Origin of the sequence: Agrococcus baldri (assembly GCA_900114805.1) — a bacterium.
Classification (GTDB): domain Bacteria; phylum Actinomycetota; class Actinomycetes; order Actinomycetales; family Microbacteriaceae; genus Agrococcus; species Agrococcus baldri.
The window spans coordinates 309,813-325,390 of record FOZN01000003.1 but is presented as its reverse complement, the minus strand read 5'-3'; the positions used below and the strand labels follow the sequence as shown (position 1 = coordinate 325,390).

15 protein-coding genes are annotated in these 15,578 nt (G+C 73.3%); 9 read left to right on the top strand and 6 right to left on the bottom strand.

All coding sequences use genetic code 11. From position 1 onward, the window contains the following. The first annotated feature begins 52 nt into the window (after nucleotides 1–52). Genes BM288_RS09875 through BM288_RS09865 form a run of 3 tightly spaced genes read left to right on the top strand, consistent with a single transcriptional unit; the run spans nucleotide 53 to nucleotide 5,434 of the window. Nucleotides 53–1,207, top strand: coding sequence for an exonuclease SbcCD subunit D (locus tag BM288_RS09875; protein WP_092918399.1), 1,155 nt, complete (start codon nucleotides 53–55; stop codon nucleotides 1,205–1,207). Further along, nucleotides 1,204–4,257 carry an AAA family ATPase gene (locus BM288_RS09870; protein WP_092918397.1) on the top strand — a complete coding sequence of 1,018 codons (3,054 nt, stop codon included), beginning with the start codon at nucleotides 1,204–1,206 and terminating at the stop codon, nucleotides 4,255–4,257. Before BM288_RS09875 ends, BM288_RS09870 begins: the two co-directional genes overlap by 4 nt. 10 nt (nucleotides 4,258–4,267) lie before the next feature. After that, nucleotides 4,268–5,434, top strand: a complete 1,167-nt coding sequence (locus BM288_RS09865) for an LOG family protein (RefSeq protein ID WP_143103079.1) — start codon at nucleotides 4,268–4,270, stop codon at nucleotides 5,432–5,434. Nucleotides 5,435–5,479: 45 nt separating this feature from the next. Here BM288_RS09865 and BM288_RS09860 read toward each other — a convergent pair whose 3' ends face one another. After that, nucleotides 5,480–6,184 carry a hypothetical protein gene (locus BM288_RS09860; RefSeq protein ID WP_092918395.1) on the bottom strand — a complete coding sequence of 235 codons (705 nt, stop codon included), beginning with the start codon at nucleotides 6,182–6,184 and terminating at the stop codon, nucleotides 5,480–5,482. 66 nt (nucleotides 6,185–6,250) lie between these two features. Here BM288_RS09860 and BM288_RS09855 point away from each other — a divergent pair, with 66 nt between their 5' ends. Next, nucleotides 6,251–6,736, top strand: coding sequence for a YflT domain-containing protein (locus tag BM288_RS09855; RefSeq protein WP_092919049.1), 486 nt, complete (start codon nucleotides 6,251–6,253; stop codon nucleotides 6,734–6,736). Nucleotides 6,737–6,797: 61 nt separating this feature from the next. Here the strand turns inward: BM288_RS09855 and BM288_RS09850 are convergent, their stop codons facing one another. Next, on the bottom strand, nucleotides 6,798–8,243 hold the full coding sequence (locus tag BM288_RS09850) for an MDR family MFS transporter (RefSeq protein WP_318255470.1): 1,446 nt from the start codon (nucleotides 8,241–8,243) through the stop codon (nucleotides 6,798–6,800). Nucleotides 8,244–8,408: 165 nt separating this feature from the next. Continuing rightward, nucleotides 8,409–8,816 (bottom strand): VOC family protein, encoded by a 408-nt coding sequence (locus BM288_RS09845; protein ID WP_092918391.1) that lies wholly within the window; start codon nucleotides 8,814–8,816, stop codon nucleotides 8,409–8,411. A 104-nt stretch (nucleotides 8,817–8,920) separates the two neighbouring features. On the opposite strand from BM288_RS09845, the gene BM288_RS09840 reads away from it, so the two are divergent. The 5 genes from BM288_RS09840 (at nucleotide 8,921) to BM288_RS09820 (ending at nucleotide 11,889) form a co-directional block, all read left to right on the top strand. Further along, complete coding sequence (locus BM288_RS09840; protein ID WP_092918389.1) at nucleotides 8,921–9,562, top strand: TetR/AcrR family transcriptional regulator; 642 nt, start codon at nucleotides 8,921–8,923, stop codon at nucleotides 9,560–9,562. A gap of 199 nt (nucleotides 9,563–9,761) precedes the next feature. Next, nucleotides 9,762–10,031, top strand: a complete 270-nt coding sequence (locus BM288_RS09835; RefSeq protein ID WP_177220340.1) for an FUSC family protein — start codon at nucleotides 9,762–9,764, stop codon at nucleotides 10,029–10,031. A 40-nt stretch (nucleotides 10,032–10,071) separates the two neighbouring features. Further along, entirely contained in the window at nucleotides 10,072–10,692 is a 621-nt protein-coding gene (locus tag BM288_RS09830; RefSeq protein WP_092918385.1) for a CDP-alcohol phosphatidyltransferase family protein, read from the top strand. Continuing rightward, on the top strand, nucleotides 10,689–11,144 hold the full coding sequence (locus tag BM288_RS09825; protein WP_092918383.1) for a hypothetical protein: 456 nt from the start codon (nucleotides 10,689–10,691) through the stop codon (nucleotides 11,142–11,144). The genes BM288_RS09830 and BM288_RS09825 overlap by 4 nt, the downstream gene beginning before the upstream one ends. Before the next feature lie 79 nt (nucleotides 11,145–11,223). Continuing rightward, entirely contained in the window at nucleotides 11,224–11,889 is a 666-nt protein-coding gene (locus tag BM288_RS09820; RefSeq protein ID WP_092918381.1) for a DsbA family oxidoreductase, read from the top strand. 70 nt (nucleotides 11,890–11,959) lie between these two features. Here the strand turns inward: BM288_RS09820 and BM288_RS09815 are convergent, their stop codons facing one another. The 3 genes from BM288_RS09815 to BM288_RS09805 all read right to left on the bottom strand — a co-directional run bounded on the left by BM288_RS09815 (nucleotide 11,960) and on the right by BM288_RS09805 (nucleotide 15,533). Then, on the bottom strand, nucleotides 11,960–12,703 hold the full coding sequence (locus tag BM288_RS09815; RefSeq protein ID WP_092918379.1) for a class I SAM-dependent methyltransferase: 744 nt from the start codon (nucleotides 12,701–12,703) through the stop codon (nucleotides 11,960–11,962). A 20-nt stretch (nucleotides 12,704–12,723) separates the two neighbouring features. Then, entirely contained in the window at nucleotides 12,724–14,853 is a 2,130-nt protein-coding gene (locus BM288_RS09810) for a DEAD/DEAH box helicase (RefSeq protein ID WP_318255469.1), read from the bottom strand. Between the two features lie 230 nt (nucleotides 14,854–15,083). Beyond that, nucleotides 15,084–15,533 (bottom strand): SRPBCC family protein, encoded by a 450-nt coding sequence (locus tag BM288_RS09805; protein ID WP_092918377.1) that lies wholly within the window; start codon nucleotides 15,531–15,533, stop codon nucleotides 15,084–15,086. Between the last annotated feature and the right edge of the window lie 45 nt (nucleotides 15,534–15,578).

The following is a 15,578-nucleotide window of genomic DNA, read 5'->3' as shown; positions in this document are numbered from 1 at the left end:
CCGGCGCGGCATGGCGCCGGAGTGCGTCGGCGGCCGCCCGTAGCGTGGAGGCATGCGACTGCTCCACACCTCCGACTGGCACGTCGGGCGCACCTTCCACGGTGCCGACACCCTCGATGCGCTGTCGGATGCGCTGGGCGCGATCGCGCGGATCGTGCGGGAGCACGGGGTCGACGTCGTGCTGGTCGCCGGCGACGTGTACGACTCGGCGATGCCCTCCGGCCGTCACGTCGAGGCGCTCACCCGGGCGCTGCAGGAGATCCGCGCCGCGGGCGCAGCGATCGTGCTCTCGAGCGGCAACCACGACTCGGCGGCGCGGTTGGGCGCCAACGCCGGCTTCGCGAGCGCCGGCGGCCTGCACCTGAGCACCCGTGCCCTCGAGCCCGACTCGTGGCGCATCGAGCTGGCCGACGAGCACGGGCCCGTGCACGTCTTCGCGCTCCCCTACCTGGAGCCGGTGGCGATGCGCTCGTCGTTGCCGGAGGCGGGCATCGCGAACCAGGCCGACGCCATCGGCTGGGCGATGAGCGCCGTGCGCGCGTCGCTCAGCGCGTCTCCCGCGCGCTCGGTGGTGCTCGCCCACTGCTTCGCGGCGGGCGTCGCCGAACCCGAGGACGACGCCCCGCGCGACATCACCGCCGGCGGCCTCGACGTCGTGCCGCTCGCGCGCTTCGACGGCATCGACTACGTCGCGCTCGGCCACCTCCACTCGCGGCAGGAGCTCGCGCCCGCGGTGCGCTACTCCGGCGCTCCCCTGCACTACTCGTTCCGAGAGCGCTCGCCGCAGCGCGGCGGCTGGCTCGTCGACCTCGATGCGGATGGGTTGGCGCAGGTCGCGTGGGTCGACCTGCCGGTGCCGAGGGCGCTCACCACGATCGAGGGCGAGCTCGGCGCGCTGCTGGCCGACGAGTCGCTCGCCGGCACCGAGGACGACTGGGTGCGGGCGCTGCTCACCGACCGGCTGCGGCCGATCGACGCGATGCGGCGGCTGCAGGAGCGCTGGCCGCACGCGGCCGAGGTGCAGTGGACCGGAGGGCAGGATGCGCCCGCGGCCGAGCTGCGGGCTCGGCTCGCCCGTCGCAGCGAGGCCGAGGTGGTCGGCGACTTCCTCGAGCACGTGCGGGCGGGTGTCGGGCCGAGCGAGGCCGAGGCGGCGCTCGTGCGCGATGGCCTCGCGCGCGTCGCGGCGGCGGAGGTCGCGCAGTGAGGCTGCTGCGGCTCGAGCTGTCGGCGTTCGGGCCTTTCCGCGACCGCTTCGAGATCGACTTCGCGTCCTTCGACGCCGACGGGCTGTACCTGATCGCCGGGCCGACGGGCGCGGGCAAGTCGACGATCCTCGACGCGGTCGCCTACGCGCTGTACGGCAGCGCGCCGCGCTACGACGGCGCGCCGCACGTGCGCAGCGACCTTGCCGCCGCCGCCGACCTCACCTGGGTCGAGCTCGAGTTCGCGCTCGGCGAGCAGGTGCTGAAGGTGCGGCGCACGCCCGAGTACGAGCGGCCGAAGCTGCGCGGCAGCGGAGTCACGAAGGAGCGCGCGACGGCGACGCTCTGGATGCGACGGGGCGAGGCTTGGGAGACTCTCGCGACCCGCACCGACGAGACGAGCACCGAGGTCGGCCGGCTGCTGGGCCTCCGCAAGGACGAGTTCCTGACGGTCATCCTGCTCGCCCAGGGCGGCTTCGCCGAGTTCCTGCTCGCCGAGAGCAAGTCGCGGAAGGTGCTGCTGGAGCGGCTCTTCGGCACCGGCAGCCTGCGGCAGCTGCGCGAGCAGCTGGTGGCCGACGCGAAGGTCGTCGACGCCGAGCGCGCATCGCAGGAGCGCACGCGCGACGATCGCGGCCAGCGCGTGCGCGACGCGGCGCTGTCGCTGCTGGTCGAGGACGCCGAGCGGCCGGCGGAGCGCGACGCCGCCGGGCCGGCGGAACGCGATGTCGACGAGCCGGCGCTGGCGGAGCTCGAGACGATGATCGTCGCGCACGTCGAGCGCGCGGTCGCACGGAGCGTCAGCGCGGCCGAGGCGGAGCGCGCAGCCCGCGCGGCGCGCGACGCGGCAGCGGCGCTGGTGGCGCGCATCGACCGCCGCGACGCGGCGCTCGCCGCGCTCGAGCGGCTCGCGGGCGCCGCCGCGGCGATCGACGCCGACCGTGCCCGGCTCGCCGACGCGCTGCGGGCGGCAGAGGCCGCGGCGGCCCTCGACCGCTGGAGCCGGGCCGACAGCCGGGCAGCGAGCGCGACGGACGCGCTCGCCGCGGCCGGCGCCGCGCTGCCCGACGATTGCGAGCCCGAGCGCGACGCCGTGCTCGCCCAGCACGCAGCCGCGGTCGACGATGCCGCGCGGGCGACGGCGGCCCAGCAGCTCGAGGCCTCGATCGCCGGGCTCGAGCGCGCGGCGACGACGGCACAGCGGGATGCGGACGCCGCGGTGGCGGCCGTCGACGCGGCGAAGCAGCGCCGGGCGGATGCGCCTGCGGGACGGGCGCAGCTGGTCGACGCCCGTGAGGCCGCGACCGCGACCGCCGCGGGTGCGGAGGCCGCGAGCCGTCGCGCCGGCGAAGCGACAGCGCGACTGGCCGCCCGCGACGAGGCCGACGCGCTCGCCGAGCCGCTCACGGCTGCGCGGGGGGCCGCGGCGCAGACCGCGACGGCGCAGCGCCACACCGCCGACGAGCTCCACCGCCTGCAGGCCGCCCGCATCGACGGCATGGCGGGCGAGCTCGCGAGCGAGCTGACCGACGGCGAGCCCTGCCCGGTGTGCGGCGCGGCCGAGCACCCTGCGCCCCATCCCCCGGCATCGGAGGCGGTCACCGCAGAGGACGTCACCGCGGCCCTCGATCGCAGTCGGCGCGCGCTCGAGCGAGCGAGCGCCGCGAACGACGCGCTCGCCGAGCTCGAGCAGCGGCTGGCCGCGCACGAGGGCCGCGCGGGCGGCGGCGACCGCACGGCGCTCGAGGCGGAGCTCGCGAGCGCGCGGGCCGCGCAGACGGCGGCGGCTGACGCCGAGCTCGCCCGCGACGCCGCCGTGCGTGCGCTGCAGGAGCACGACGAGCACGCGGCGCAGCTCGAGGCGGAGCTCGCACGGCTCGAGCACGACGCGACCGCGGCGAGCGCCGCCGCCGCGACCGCGGCCGCCCGACGCGACGACGCCCGCGCGCAGCTCGCGGACGCGCTCGGCGAGCACGCCGACGCCGCCGCGCTCCTCGGTGCCGCCACCCGCAGGCGGGATGCTCTGCGCCGCTGGCTCGACGCCGACGCCGACGCGGAGAAGGCGCTCGCCGAGCAGATCGCGGCGGCAGCTGCCGGCGCCGAGGCGCTCGCCGAGCACGGTCTGCCGGATCGCGCGGCGACACTCGCCATGCGCGCGGAGCCCGCCGAGCGCGAGTCGCTCCGCGACCGCATCGCCGCGCACGACCACGCGGTCGCGAGCGCACAGGGTGTGCTCGCGCAGCCCGACCTCGCCGACCTGGGTGAGCGGCCGGAGCTCGCACCGCTCGAGGAGGCCCTGCGTGCCGCCGCGACGGCCTCGACCGAGGCTGCCAGGGCGGCTGCGGCGGGCGAGACGACCCGAGACCATGCCGCCAGGGACCTCGGCGCGGCGCGGGACGCCATCCGCTCGCTCGCCGAAGGCGCGGCGCACGCCGACACCGTGCGCTCGCTCGCCCGCGCGCTCGACGGCAAGAACGAGCGCGCGCAGGACATCGAGACCTATGTGCTCGCGACCCGGCTCGCGACGATCATCGACGCGGCCAACCTGCGGCTGGCCGCGATGACCGACGGCAGGTTCGCGCTCGTGCACGACGAGGGGCGCGCCTCGCACGGGCGCGCGAGCGGACTCGGCATCGACGTGCTCGACGCCCACACCGGCGTCGCGCGCACCACCAGGTCGCTCTCGGGCGGCGAGACCTTCCTCGCCTCGCTCGCGCTCGCGCTCGGCCTCGCCGACGTCGTGCAGGCAGAGGCCGGCGGCGTCTCGCTCGAGACGCTGTTCGTCGACGAGGGCTTCGGCTCGCTCGACCAGGACACCCTCGAGGCGGCCATGGCGACGCTCGACGAGCTGCGCGCCGGCGGCCGCAGCGTGGGCGTCATCAGCCACGTGCAGCAGATGCAGGAGCGCATCCCGTCGCGCATCCGCGTGGTGCCGATGCCCGGTGGCGGCAGCCGCATCGCCGTGACGCCGGGTGCGGTCAGCCCGAGTGCGGTGACGCCGCGATTGGAGATTCCGCACATGCTCGGCGACCGCGCGGCAGGCCGTGGGTAGGCTCCCCCGCATGCGCGACTTCGATCAGCGACCGCAGCACGGCCGACGGCTCGACATCTCATCGCTCGCCGCCTTCGACCGCTTCGCCGCCAGGACCAGCAGCATGTACGGCTGGCGCGTGCAGGATGTCGACCTGCGGGAGCGCGGCGACGAGCTCGCGTCGCTGCACGGCTACGGCGCGCTCATCCTGGGCTCCGAGCTGCCGCACGACCAGAAGGAGCGACTGATCCGCGAGGGCGCGCTGGTGTTCGACGACGTGCCCGACACGCCGTTCAACGCCTACCGCTCGTCGCTCTACACGCCGGACGACCTCGTCGAGGGCATCGAGCGCGGCTACCCGGCGAGCTTCGACGCGCGCGTCTACGCGTGGTCGCGCACCCGCCACCACGACGTCGCCGACACCCTGGCGGCCGCGCTGCACGACCACTCCATCGACGACGCGCTCGTCGACTGGGTGCAGGGCAAGCAGATCGTCGGCATCATGGGCGGTCACGCGCTTCGCCGCGACTCCGAGGAGTACCGGCAGGCGGCGCACCTCGCGCACGGGCTCGCCCGCGCGGGCCGTGTCGTGGCGACCGGCGGCGGCCCGGGCGCCATGGAGGCCGGCAACCTGGGGGCACGCGCGGTGGCGCTCTCCCCCGAGCAGCTCGACACCGCGATCGACGAGCTGGCGGCCGTGCCCGGTTTCCACGGCTCGATCGCGGAGTGGGTCGAGTCGGCGCGCGCCGTCGCCAAGCGGGTCGGCGACGGCGTCTCGCTCGGCATCCCCACGTGGCACTACGGCCACGAGCCGCCCAACTCGTTCGCGACCTCGATCGCGAAGTACTTCCAGAACTCCGTGCGCGAGGACATCCTGCTGCGCGTCGCGAACGCCGGCATCGTCGTGCTGCCCGGCAGCGGCGGCACCGTCCAGGAGATCTTCCAGGACGCGTGCGAGAACTCGTACGCCGAAGAGGGCGCGTGGGCGCCGCTGGTGCTGCTGGGCGAGCGCTACTGGACCGAGACGCTGCCGGCGTGGCCGCTGCTGCAGGCGCTCATGCGCGACCGGCCCGGCGAAGCCGGCATCGCCCTGGTCGACACGGTGGCGGATGCGGTGGCCGCGATCGCGGCGTTCGACCCGGTCGTCGACGGCGCGGGCGCCAACCTCCACGCGGCAGCACCGGAGGATCGCCGCTGAGCGAGCGGTCGCAGCCGCCCTGCTCGGCGGCCGGAACCGGTCGCGCTACGCCTCGATCTCGCCCGCGATGCGGCGCTCGATGTCGTGCGTCGTGGCATCCGGCAGCGCGATCAGGCCGTCGAGCTCCCTGCGCGCCTGCTTGTAGGCGCTCTGCCGCTCTGCCGGCGTGGACGCCTCGTTCTCGGCGAGCGCCATCAGCCGCTGCGCCGACTCCAGCCGGCTGCGCTCGGCGTCGCTGAAGCCCGATTGCGCGCGGCGCTTCGCCTCGCGCACCGCCGCCTCGAAGGCGACCTCGTAGTCGCGCACGGCCTCGCGATAGCGCTCGAGCGCCCCCGCAGCTCGCAGCTCGCCGCGCTCGGCGGGGCGCAGGCCGTCGGCGACCCGCTTGGCGCGGTGGAAGGTCTGTGTCAACGGCTCGCGCATGTCGGTCACGAGCGGGTAGTCGATGAGCTTCGCCACGTCGAGCTCGAAGTCGAGCCAGCGGCGATCGATCTCGTCGTGATCGGCCAGGATGCGGTCGATCTGCCGGTCGCGGTCGGCTCGGTCCGCTTCCGCGTCGGCCGCGCGCTGCTGCGCCGCTGTGGCTGCGACGGGCGCGATCGGCGCGCGGCGCACGCGCTCGAGCTCGATGCGGTCTCGGCGGCGGCGCTCGTTGTACTTGGCGACGCCGCCGATCCATCCGCCCACCACGGGCCCGACGATGAAGATGAGCCACCAGTAGTCGCCGGCGAAGCTCAGGATGTCGTCCACGTAGCCAACCTATCCGCGGCCGGTGCCATGATCGTGGATATCGCCCGCACCGCTCCAGGAGGCATGATGACCGACACCCAGAATCCGATGCAGGGCCGCACCGCGCCCGCGCCGCCGTCGACCACGATCGCCGAGTTCGACACCTACGAGCAGGCGCAGGCGCTCGTCGACCGGCTCTCGGACGCGAAGTTCGCCGTCGAGCACGTGCGCATCGTCGGCACGGGGCTCAGCTCCGTCGAGCAGGTGCTCGGCCGCATGACCTACGGCCGCGCCGCACTCGGTGGCGCGATGGCCGGCGCCTGGTTCGGCCTCTTCGTGGGGCTGCTGTTCGCCCTCATCGGCGCCGGCGGCTGGGTCTGGCTGATCTGGGCCGTGCTGATGGGCGCGGCCTTCGGCATGATCGCCGCGGTCGTGCAGCACGCCATGACCGGCGGGAAGCGCGACTTCACGAGCATCCAGACGCTCAAGGCCGAGCGCTACGGCGTGCAGGTCACGAACGAGCATGCCGCAGAGGCCGTGCGCGTCATGGGTCGGCCCGCGCCGACCGACTGATCGGGATGCGCGAGAGGCCGGGTGCGATCGCTCGCACCCGGCCTCCGCGGCTGCTGCAGCGTCAGTGCGCGGCAGGCCCCCGGGCGTGCTCAGGTTCCGCGCGCTCGTCGTGCTCCGGCTCGTCGGGCACGTCGTCGGCGGGCTTCCGCAGCCAGAAGGTGGCGGCGACACCCAGCACCCACAGCGCTGCCGCGCCCATGAACGCGATACGTGCACCCTCGAGCAGCGCCTCACCGCTCGCGGCGCCCTCGGCGACCAGCTGCGTCTGCCTGGTCGCCATGATGGTGACGAACGCTGCGGTGCCGGCGGCGCCGGCGACCTGCTGCACGGTGCTGATGGTCGCCGAGCCGTGCCCGTACAGGTGCTTCGGCAGCGCCGCGAGCGAGACCGTGAACAACGGCGGGAACGTGAACGCGAAGCCCAGCATCAGCACCATCTGCATGATGAGCACCATCCACCAGGGCGTCGAGATGTGGAGCGTCGTGTAGAGCACCAGCGCGGCCAGCACCACCAGCGAGCCGGGGATGACGAGCGGCCTCGGCCCCCAGCGGTCGTAGAGGTTGCCGACCACCGGCCCGAGCAGGCCGGTCATCAGCGCGCCGGGCATGGTGATCAGGCCGACGTGCAGCGGCTCCAGGCCCATGGAGTCCTGCAGCACCAGCGGCAGCATGATCAAGGTGCCGAACATGGCGGCCATCGCGATCGTCATGACCACGACGGATGCGGTGAACAGCGGGTGCCGGAAGGTGCGCAGGTCGAGCAGTGCGTCGTCCGAGCGCTGCAGCCGCAGCTGTCGCAGCACGAACGCAGCCAGCCCCAGCACGCCGACGCCGAGCGCGACCGGCAGCTGCCAGGCGGGCAGCCCCTCGGCACCGATGAGCGACAGCCCGTAGACGAGGCCGCCGAAACCGAAGGCCGCGAGCGGGAGCGAGAGCGCGTCGAGCCGGGGGCGGTGCGCCTGCGGCTCGCCACCGAGCTTGCGAGCGCCGAAGAGCAGGAACAGCAGCGCGAGCGGCGCGATGCCGAGGAAGATCCAGCGCCAGGAGGCGAACTGCAGGATGACACCGGAGACGGTCGGCCCGAGCGCGGGCGCGACCGACATCACCATCGAGATGGTGCCCATGAACGCGCCGCGGCGGGCGGGCGGGACGAGCTCCATGACGGTCGTCATCAGCAGTGGGAACACCAGCGCGGTGCCGGAGGCCTGCACGATGCGACCCAGCAGCAGCAGCGGGAACGAGGGCGCGAAGCCGGCGATCAGGCTGCCGAGGATGAACGCGGCCATCGCTGTGACGTACAGCGTGCGCTTGCTGAAGCGCGCCATCAGCCAGCCGGAGGCCGGGATGACGACAGCCATCGTGAGCATGAACGCGGTGGTGAGCCACTGCGCGGCGCGCTCATCGATCGCGAGCACGGGGTCTTGGATGAGCGTCGAGATGGCGACGTTCATCGCCGTCTCGTTGAGGATGACGACGAAGGCCGACACCAGCAGTGTGGCGATGGTCATGGCGCCGCCCGGTGGCAGGCGCTGAATCGCGGGTGGGGCGGGCGGCGGCATGGGCCGCTGGTGATGCGTTTCGGTCTGCATGGTGCTCCGAGAGGGCGACGACGAGCCCAGCGGGATCGCTCTCGCTGGGTTCGCGTCGCTGCGGGAAGGGTGGAGGGGCGCAGGTCAGCCCTGCGGGGCCTCCATGAAGAAGAAGTCGATGATGTGGCCGTCCGGATCGGTGAGCTGGCCGCCGTACATGCCCCACTCGTTGTCCTCGACCGGCTTGGAGAGCGTACCGCCTGCGCCGGTGCCCGCAGAGGCGAACGCATCGACCTCGTCGCGGCTTCCCAGCAGCATCGCCAGCAGGTTCTCGAGCGCGCCCTGCGGTGCTCGCTGCTGCTCGCCGGTGAGGAACTCGTCGAACTTGGCATGCTCGAGCAGCATGATGGCGACCTGGTCGCTGACCACCACGCAGCTGGTCGCCTCGTCGCTGAACACGGGGTTCTTCGCGAAGCCCAGCGCCTCGTAGAACGACGTCGCGCGGGCGATGTCGGCGACCGCGTAGTTGGGGAAGACCATCTGCACTGCCATGGCTGCTCCTCGTGCGTTCGGCATGCTCTGCGCGCGGGCGGGGTGCGGGCGCGCGTGTGAACGGCGTTCACATTAGCGCATGTTCGCGCGTAGGATCAAGAGCGATGGCGAGATCGGGCTACTTCCACGGCGACCTCCGTCGGGCGCTGCTCGACGCGGGTCTCGAGGCGGCGCGCTCCGGCGGCCCCGAGGGTGTCAGCGTGCGCGAGCTCGCACGCGTCGCCGGCGTCGCGCCCTCGGCCGTCTACCGCCACTTCGAGGGCCATGAGGAGCTGCTCCTCGAACTGGCGCTGCGGGCGCAGGCGATGGTGGCGGATGCGATGGAGACCGAGCTCGCACTCGTCCCGTCCGATGACCGCCGGGCCTGGGCGGACGGCGCGATCGCCGCGACCGGCATCGGCTACATCCGCTTCGCGTGGCAGGAGCCGGGGCTGTTCCGGCTCGCGTTCCGCACCCGCGGCGACCTCGGGGCCGCCCACGACGAGCGCGGCCGGGGCGCCTGCGGGCGCACTCCGTACGAGCAGCTGGAGCGAGCGCTCGACGCGCTCGTCGACGCCGGCGAGCTGACCGAGCATGAGCGGGCGGGGGCAGAGGCGCTGGCCTGGTCGGCCGTGCACGGCTTCGCGATGCTCACGGTGGACGGGCCGCTGCGCTCGCTCGATGCACAGACCCGCGAGGCCTTCGCCGCACGCATCGTGGAGATGGTGCGGCTCGGCCTCGCGCAGTGCGCGGGCGCGCAGGCGTGAGCGCCAGCAGCACCGTCAACCATGCGGCTGACAGCCGCCTGCGTGCTGGTGACGATGGTCGCGCTCGGCGCACTCGTCGCGCCGCCGCCATCGCCCGCCTGGCCGATCGGCGCTGCGGGCACCGCGCTGCAGCGCGCGCGGGCTGCCGACGCCGCGCGGCGACATCACCCGGGACTGGACGCTGCGGGCCGGCCGCCGCGTGCAGCTGCGCCGCGTCGCGCGCTCTGCCATCGGCGTGCTGCTGGCGGGCACGATCGCCGTCACCTTCGTGGCCGAGCTGCTGGTCGGTCGCGACTACGGCATCGCCATGATCGCCATCACCCCGCTCGCCCTGCTGGCCGTGCCGCTGGCGTCGCCGACAGCCGTCGAGGTACTGGTGGTCGACCGGCTGGTCGAGTCGCTCGTCGGCGCGCTCGTCGGCATCCTGGTCGGCTTCGCGACTCGGCGCTGGGCACCGCGCGAGGCGTAGCGGGCCGCCAGCCCCGAATCGGCTGTGCTATCAAGAAGGCATGCCTCTCATCTCGGCTCGCGAGCGCGATCCGGACGATCCCTTCTTCACCCGCGTCGTCACGCTGCCGAACGTGATCACGCTCGCGCGGCTGCTGCTGCTCGTGCCGGTGTGCTGGCTCATCGTCGCCGGCGCGGAGGGCTCGTGGCTGCCCGTCATCCTGCTCGCCCTATGGGCTGCGACCGACTGGATCGACGGCGTGCTCGCCCGCGCCCTGCACCAGGAGTCGCGGCTCGGCGAGGTGCTGGACCCCATCGCCGACCGCGTCGGCATCATCGGCGTGACGCTCGCGCTCGCACTCAACGGCACCGTCGCTTGGTGGATGCTCGGCGTGATCGCGGCGGTCGACGTCGCCACTGTGGTGTTCGCAGGCAGGGCGGCGCACGCCGGCAGCATCCACGTGTCCTGGGTCGGCAAGGTGCGCACCGCGCTGCTGCTGACCGCGATTGTCGTGCTGCTGCTCGGCCAGACCGTGCTCGCGTGGGTCGCACCGGTGGGCATGACGCTGCTGCTGCTCGGCATCGGGCTGCACGTCGTGGCAGGCATCGACTACATCGTGCAGGCGCGGCGCCTGCGACGGGTGCAGACTGGTCACCGATCGGATGCTGAGGAGGCGCGATGACCGACTGGCTGGAAGACCGCGAGCGGATCGCGGCGCATGTCGAGGACGTGATGTCGGGGTGGCACGACACCGTCGAGCGCGTGCCCGGCGAGGACGGCGACGACGACACGATCGTCGGCCGGGACGGCGACACGGTGGCCGCCATCCTGCTGCTCGACGAGGAGAACGTCGATGCGATGGTCGAGGCGGAGGCCGACGGCACGCTCGCGCAGTGGCTGCGCGACGAGCTCGCCGAGGATGCCGAGCGCGACGACGACGAGCTCGACGCGGGTGTGGATGAGGATCTCGAAGCCGCCGCCGACGCCTGGTTGGGCACCGACACGGAGACCGCGTCGCCTGACGCCACGACCGAGCAGGCCGCAGCCGGCGATGCCGCCGCAGAGGACGACTTCGACCTCGACGACTGGGACGACCCGGAGGCCGACGCGCTGATCGACGAGCTGCCCCGCTGAGCCGACTCCCGGCACGGCCCCGCTGGGCCTGCACCGGCCGGCCGGGAATCAGACAGCGCACGATCGCGTTGCCCTGAGCATGCAGATCGATATCTGGTCAGACGTGGCCTGCCCGTGGTGCTTCATCGGCAAGCGCCGGTTCGAGAAGGCGCTCGGCGCCTGGGAGCACAGGGACGAGGTCGAGGTCACCTGGCACTCGTACCAGCTCGACCCGACGCTGCCCGAGCACTACGAGGGCACCGAGGTCGAGTACCTCGCGAGCCGCAAGGGCATGCCCGTCGAGCAGGTGCAGCAGATGTTCCAGCACGTGACGACGCAGGCGGCCGGCGAGGGCCTGCACTACGACTTCGACCGGCTGGTGGTCGCCAACAGCCTGCGCGCGCACCAGCTGCTGCACCTGGCGAAGGCGCACGGCGGCGCGGATGCGGTCAAGGAGGCGCTGCTGTCAGCTCACTTCGAGCAGGGCAGCGACATCGGCGACGTCGACACGCTCGTCGCCATCGGCGCCGGAGCCGGTCTCGACGAGCGCGAGATCCGCGACGCGCTCGCGGATGAGCGCTATCTGCCCGCCGTGCGGGCCGACATCGCGCAGGCACAGCAGATCGGCGTGAACGGCGTGCCGTTCTTCGTGTTCGACATGCGGCTGGGCCTTTCGGGCGCGCAGCCGGCGGAGGTCTTCACGCAGGCGCTCGAGCAGGCGCGCGCCGCCGTGCTCGACGAGGCGGCCCCGACCGCCCAGCACTAGCGTCAACGCAACGGCAATGCGGAGCCGATGTGCAGAAGTTCTGCACATCGCTCCGGAAGAGCCGTTGAGATCAGGGGCGGCGGGCCAGGTAGACCCACTCGCGGCCCGGCCGGTCGGGCGCGTCGCGCACGTCGACCAGCTCGAGACCGGCGGCCACGAGCGAGCGCTCGATGCGCTCCCGGCTGCGGAACCGCAGCGTCGAGACCGACTCGATGCGATGGCCATCGCGATGGAACACCGTCGGCGAGACGAAGGTGACCAGTGGCCCGTCGGGCGCTGCGGTGTCGACGTGCGTCACCTCGACCCAGTCCTCGACCGGCCCCTCGTGGGCGACGTCGACCAGCTGGCGGGTCGCCTCCGGGGTCCAGTCGAGCCACGCCTGCCGCTCGGGCCTGCGCGCCTCGAGCACGAGCGTGCCACCCGGCCGCAGCCGCTCGCGCGCAGCCACGAGCACGCCGTGCCAGTCGGCGTCGTCGATGAACACCTGCGCGACGTTCGCCGTCATGGTCGCGACATCCGCGGCCATCGGCGGCAGCGCATCCGCTGTGCCCACGTGCCACTGCACGCGCTCGGCGCGGGGCTTGCCGCGGGCGACGTCGACGGATGCGCGGGCCGGGTCGACGCCGACCACGTCGACACCGCGGTCGGCGAGCATGAGCGCCAGGGTGCCGGTGCCGCAGCCGATGTCGAGCACCGAGCGCGCGCCGAGCTCGTCGACCGCGATGGCGACGTACACCTCGAGGTCGCTGCGGTCGGGATCGAGCGCGTCGTAGACCGCCGCGAGCCGCGGATGCTCGAAGATCGCGTCGGCCACGCCCGGCTGCCCGGCTGCCGCTAGCTCTGCGCGCGCGCCACGATGGCGTCGCGCAGCATGCCCTCGACCGCCGCGAGCCGCAGGTCGCCGCTCGTGGGCTCGTCGCCGGCAGCACCGTCGATCGCGCGGCCGACGAGGCCCGCCTTCGTGTCGAGCAGCTCGGCGATGCGGGTGTCGATCGTCTGCGCGGCGAGGATGCGCCACACAGTGACCGGCATCTGCTGGCCGATGCGGTGGATGCGGTCGATCGCCTGCGTCTGCTCGGCGTCGGTCCAGGACAGCTCGGCGAGCACCATGTCGGCGGCCGCCTGCAGGTTGACGCCGACACCGGCCGCCATCAGCGAGCAGACGATGACCTGCACCGACGCGTCGTTGGTGAAGGCGTCGATCGCCTTCTGGCGCTGCGTCGGCGTCTGGTCGCCGCGGATCGACACCGTCTTGATGCCGGCCTTGGCGAGCGTCGCCTCTGCCGTGTCGAGCACGTCGATGTGCTTCGCGAAGAAGACCACCTTGCCGACCGAGTGAGCGAGCTGGGCGGCGTAGTCGGCCGCCAGATCGGCCTTCGCGCGGCCGATGCGGCGGGCGAGCGCGAAGACGTTCTCGCCGGTGCCGCCCTCCTGCGTCTCGACCTCGCCGCGGGCGATGCGGTGCACGAGGTCGTCGTCGACGCCCTCGGCCTCATCGGCGGAGCGCTGCAGCATGGCGGCGTCGTAGCGGCGCAGCATGCGGTCGACGAGCTCGCGCTCGGCGGCCCGGATGGAGCGCACCTCGGACTCGTCGAGCTCGACGGGGATGTCGGCGATGCGGCGAGCGGGGATGTCGCTGGCGACATCGATCTTGCGGCGCCGCACGATGCCCATGTCGATGACCGCCTTGCGGGCCGCGGGATAGAAGCCGCGGTCCATGGGCGTCAGCCCGATCTCCTCCAGGTCGTCGGTGAGCTCGGCGTTCGGCTCCTTGTGGTCGATCCAGCCCAGGAACCGCCAGATGGCGCCGAAGTCCTCGATGTCGTTGATGAGCGGCGTGCCCGTCAGCGCCATCAGCAGCGGGTTGCCGACCCGCTCACGCATGGCGGCGGCGATCTGCAGGACGTGGCGCGACCGCTTCGAGCGGGTGTTCTTGATGAAGTGCGCCTCGTCGACGACCATGCCGCGGAAGCCGAAGCGCTCCAGCCAGCCCAGGTGGCGGTCGAGCACCTCGTAGTTGACGATCACGACGTCGGCGAACGCATCGAGCTCGTTGCCGTCGCCCTGCACGACCGCGGCGCGGCGGCCCGGCACCCAGCGCTCGGTCTCACGCGCCCAGTTGATCTTCACGACGCTCGGTGCGACGACCAGCAGCGGGAACGCATCCGCCGCCTGTGCCGCGAGCAGCGCCTGCGCGGTCTTGCCCAGGCCCGGCTCGTCGGCCAGCAGGAACGAGCGGTGCCCGTCGCGGGCGGCCTGCACGAGCTGCGCCTGATGGTGCATGAGCTCCTCGCCACCGGGGGCGACGCGCTGCTTGGGCTCGGGCATCGGCATGCAGGCGGGCTTGCCGTCAGCCGCCACCTCGAACGAGAGGTAGAGCGGCGAGAGCAGGTCGAAGCCCGCCAGCCGGTCGCGCTCTGGCCTGCGGCGCAGGTGCGTGAGGTCGGGCTCGAGGAAGGGGTTCGCGAGCGTGACGCGGTGCACCGACGGCGGCACCACCTGCGGCGCCTGCGGTTCCTGCGACTCGGGCTCGGCCACGGGCTCGGGCTCCGGCTCGGGCTCGAGGCCGGCGGCGAGCAGCATCTCGCGCTTGCGCTCCTTCACCGCGTCGGTGACGGGGGCGCCCTCGCCCAGCAGCGGCAGCAGCGTGGGCTCGCGGCTCGCAGCCTTGGCCAGGATGACGGCGATGCCGTCGAGCCGCTTGAGGTCTTCGGTGCGCTCGGCGGGCGTCAGAGCGGCATCGCTCTTGACGCGCGCTCGCTCCTCGCGGGCGAGCTGCGCGACGACCTGCAGCTTCACGCGCGTCGAGCGCGAGGCGGCCCCGCGCTTGACGCCCGCCTCGACCTGCCGGACGGCGCGGGCGAGCTGCGGGATGAGCGCATCGCGGTCGCGCGACGGCCCGGTGGATGCGTCCGACGGGTTCTCGTCCGTCTGCGACGCATCGATGGTTGCGGCGTCTGCCACATGTCCTCCATTCGAGGCGGGGCCGCGATGCTCGGGCCCCGGCGTTCATGCTGCGGAGGGCGCCGTGCACATGACGGCGACCCGGTGAGCGGGTGACGGCGGCTGCGGTGCACGGGATGCCGTGATGCGGCACCGACGGTGACCGGCAAGCTGACGCCTGCACCCATGCTACCCGCTCGCAGCAGCATTTCGCTCAGCGGCACCGCTGAGCCCTCGGCAGGAGGTGAGGGTCAGCCCTCGAGCAGCCCCGCGAGCCGGTCGACCGAGGCCAGCAGGTTCGCCGGCGTCGTGTTGCGCGCACGATCGAGCCGGCTCTCGTCCTGCAGCTCGCTCCAGTCGTAGGTGTGGGTCACGCGCGTGCCGGTGCCCTCGGGCTCCAGCTCCCAGCGCCACAGCTGGCCGATGGGCGGCTTGCCCTCCTCCGCCGGCTTCCAGGCGATGCGGCGGCCCTCCTGGAACTCGACCACGTGGTTCTCGCGCACCGCGCCCTTGGTCAGCGTCATCGAGAACACCTCGCCCGTCGCGCGCACCCGCTGCCCCTCGGGCGCCTCGCCCAGGTTGTCGTTGCCGTCCCAGGCGGGCTGCTTCGCCGGGTCGGCGATCTGCTCGAAGATGACGTCGGCCGGTGCCGCGATCACGCGGCTGGCCTCGACGATGCGGGTCTCGGTGGCGTCGCTCATGCGGCCATCGAACCACGAGCGCCCCGCAACCCGCCATCGGGACGC

Excerpts from the sequence above, each read along its gene's own strand:
- BM288_RS09875 (WP_092918399.1), top strand. The coding sequence starts at position 53 with ATGCGACTGCTCCACACCTCCGACTGGCACGTCGGGCGCACCTTCCAC.
- BM288_RS09865 (WP_143103079.1), top strand. The coding sequence starts at position 4,268 with ATGCGCGACTTCGATCAGCGACCGCAGCACGGCCGACGGCTCGACATC.
- BM288_RS09850 (WP_318255470.1), bottom strand. The coding sequence starts at position 8,243 with ATGACCATCGCCACACTGCTGGTGTCGGCCTTCGTCGTCATCCTCAAC.
- BM288_RS09845 (WP_092918391.1), bottom strand. The coding sequence starts at position 8,816 with ATGGCAGTGCAGATGGTCTTCCCCAACTACGCGGTCGCCGACATCGCC.
- BM288_RS09805 (WP_092918377.1), bottom strand. The coding sequence starts at position 15,533 with ATGAGCGACGCCACCGAGACCCGCATCGTCGAGGCCAGCCGCGTGATC.
- BM288_RS09830 (WP_092918385.1), top strand. The coding sequence starts at position 10,072 with ATGCCTCTCATCTCGGCTCGCGAGCGCGATCCGGACGATCCCTTCTTC.
- BM288_RS09855 (WP_092919049.1), top strand. The coding sequence starts at position 6,251 with ATGACCGACACCCAGAATCCGATGCAGGGCCGCACCGCGCCCGCGCCG.
- BM288_RS09820 (WP_092918381.1), top strand. The coding sequence starts at position 11,224 with ATGCAGATCGATATCTGGTCAGACGTGGCCTGCCCGTGGTGCTTCATC.
- BM288_RS09840 (WP_092918389.1), top strand. The coding sequence starts at position 8,921 with ATGGCGAGATCGGGCTACTTCCACGGCGACCTCCGTCGGGCGCTGCTC.
- BM288_RS09825 (WP_092918383.1), top strand. The coding sequence starts at position 10,689 with ATGACCGACTGGCTGGAAGACCGCGAGCGGATCGCGGCGCATGTCGAG.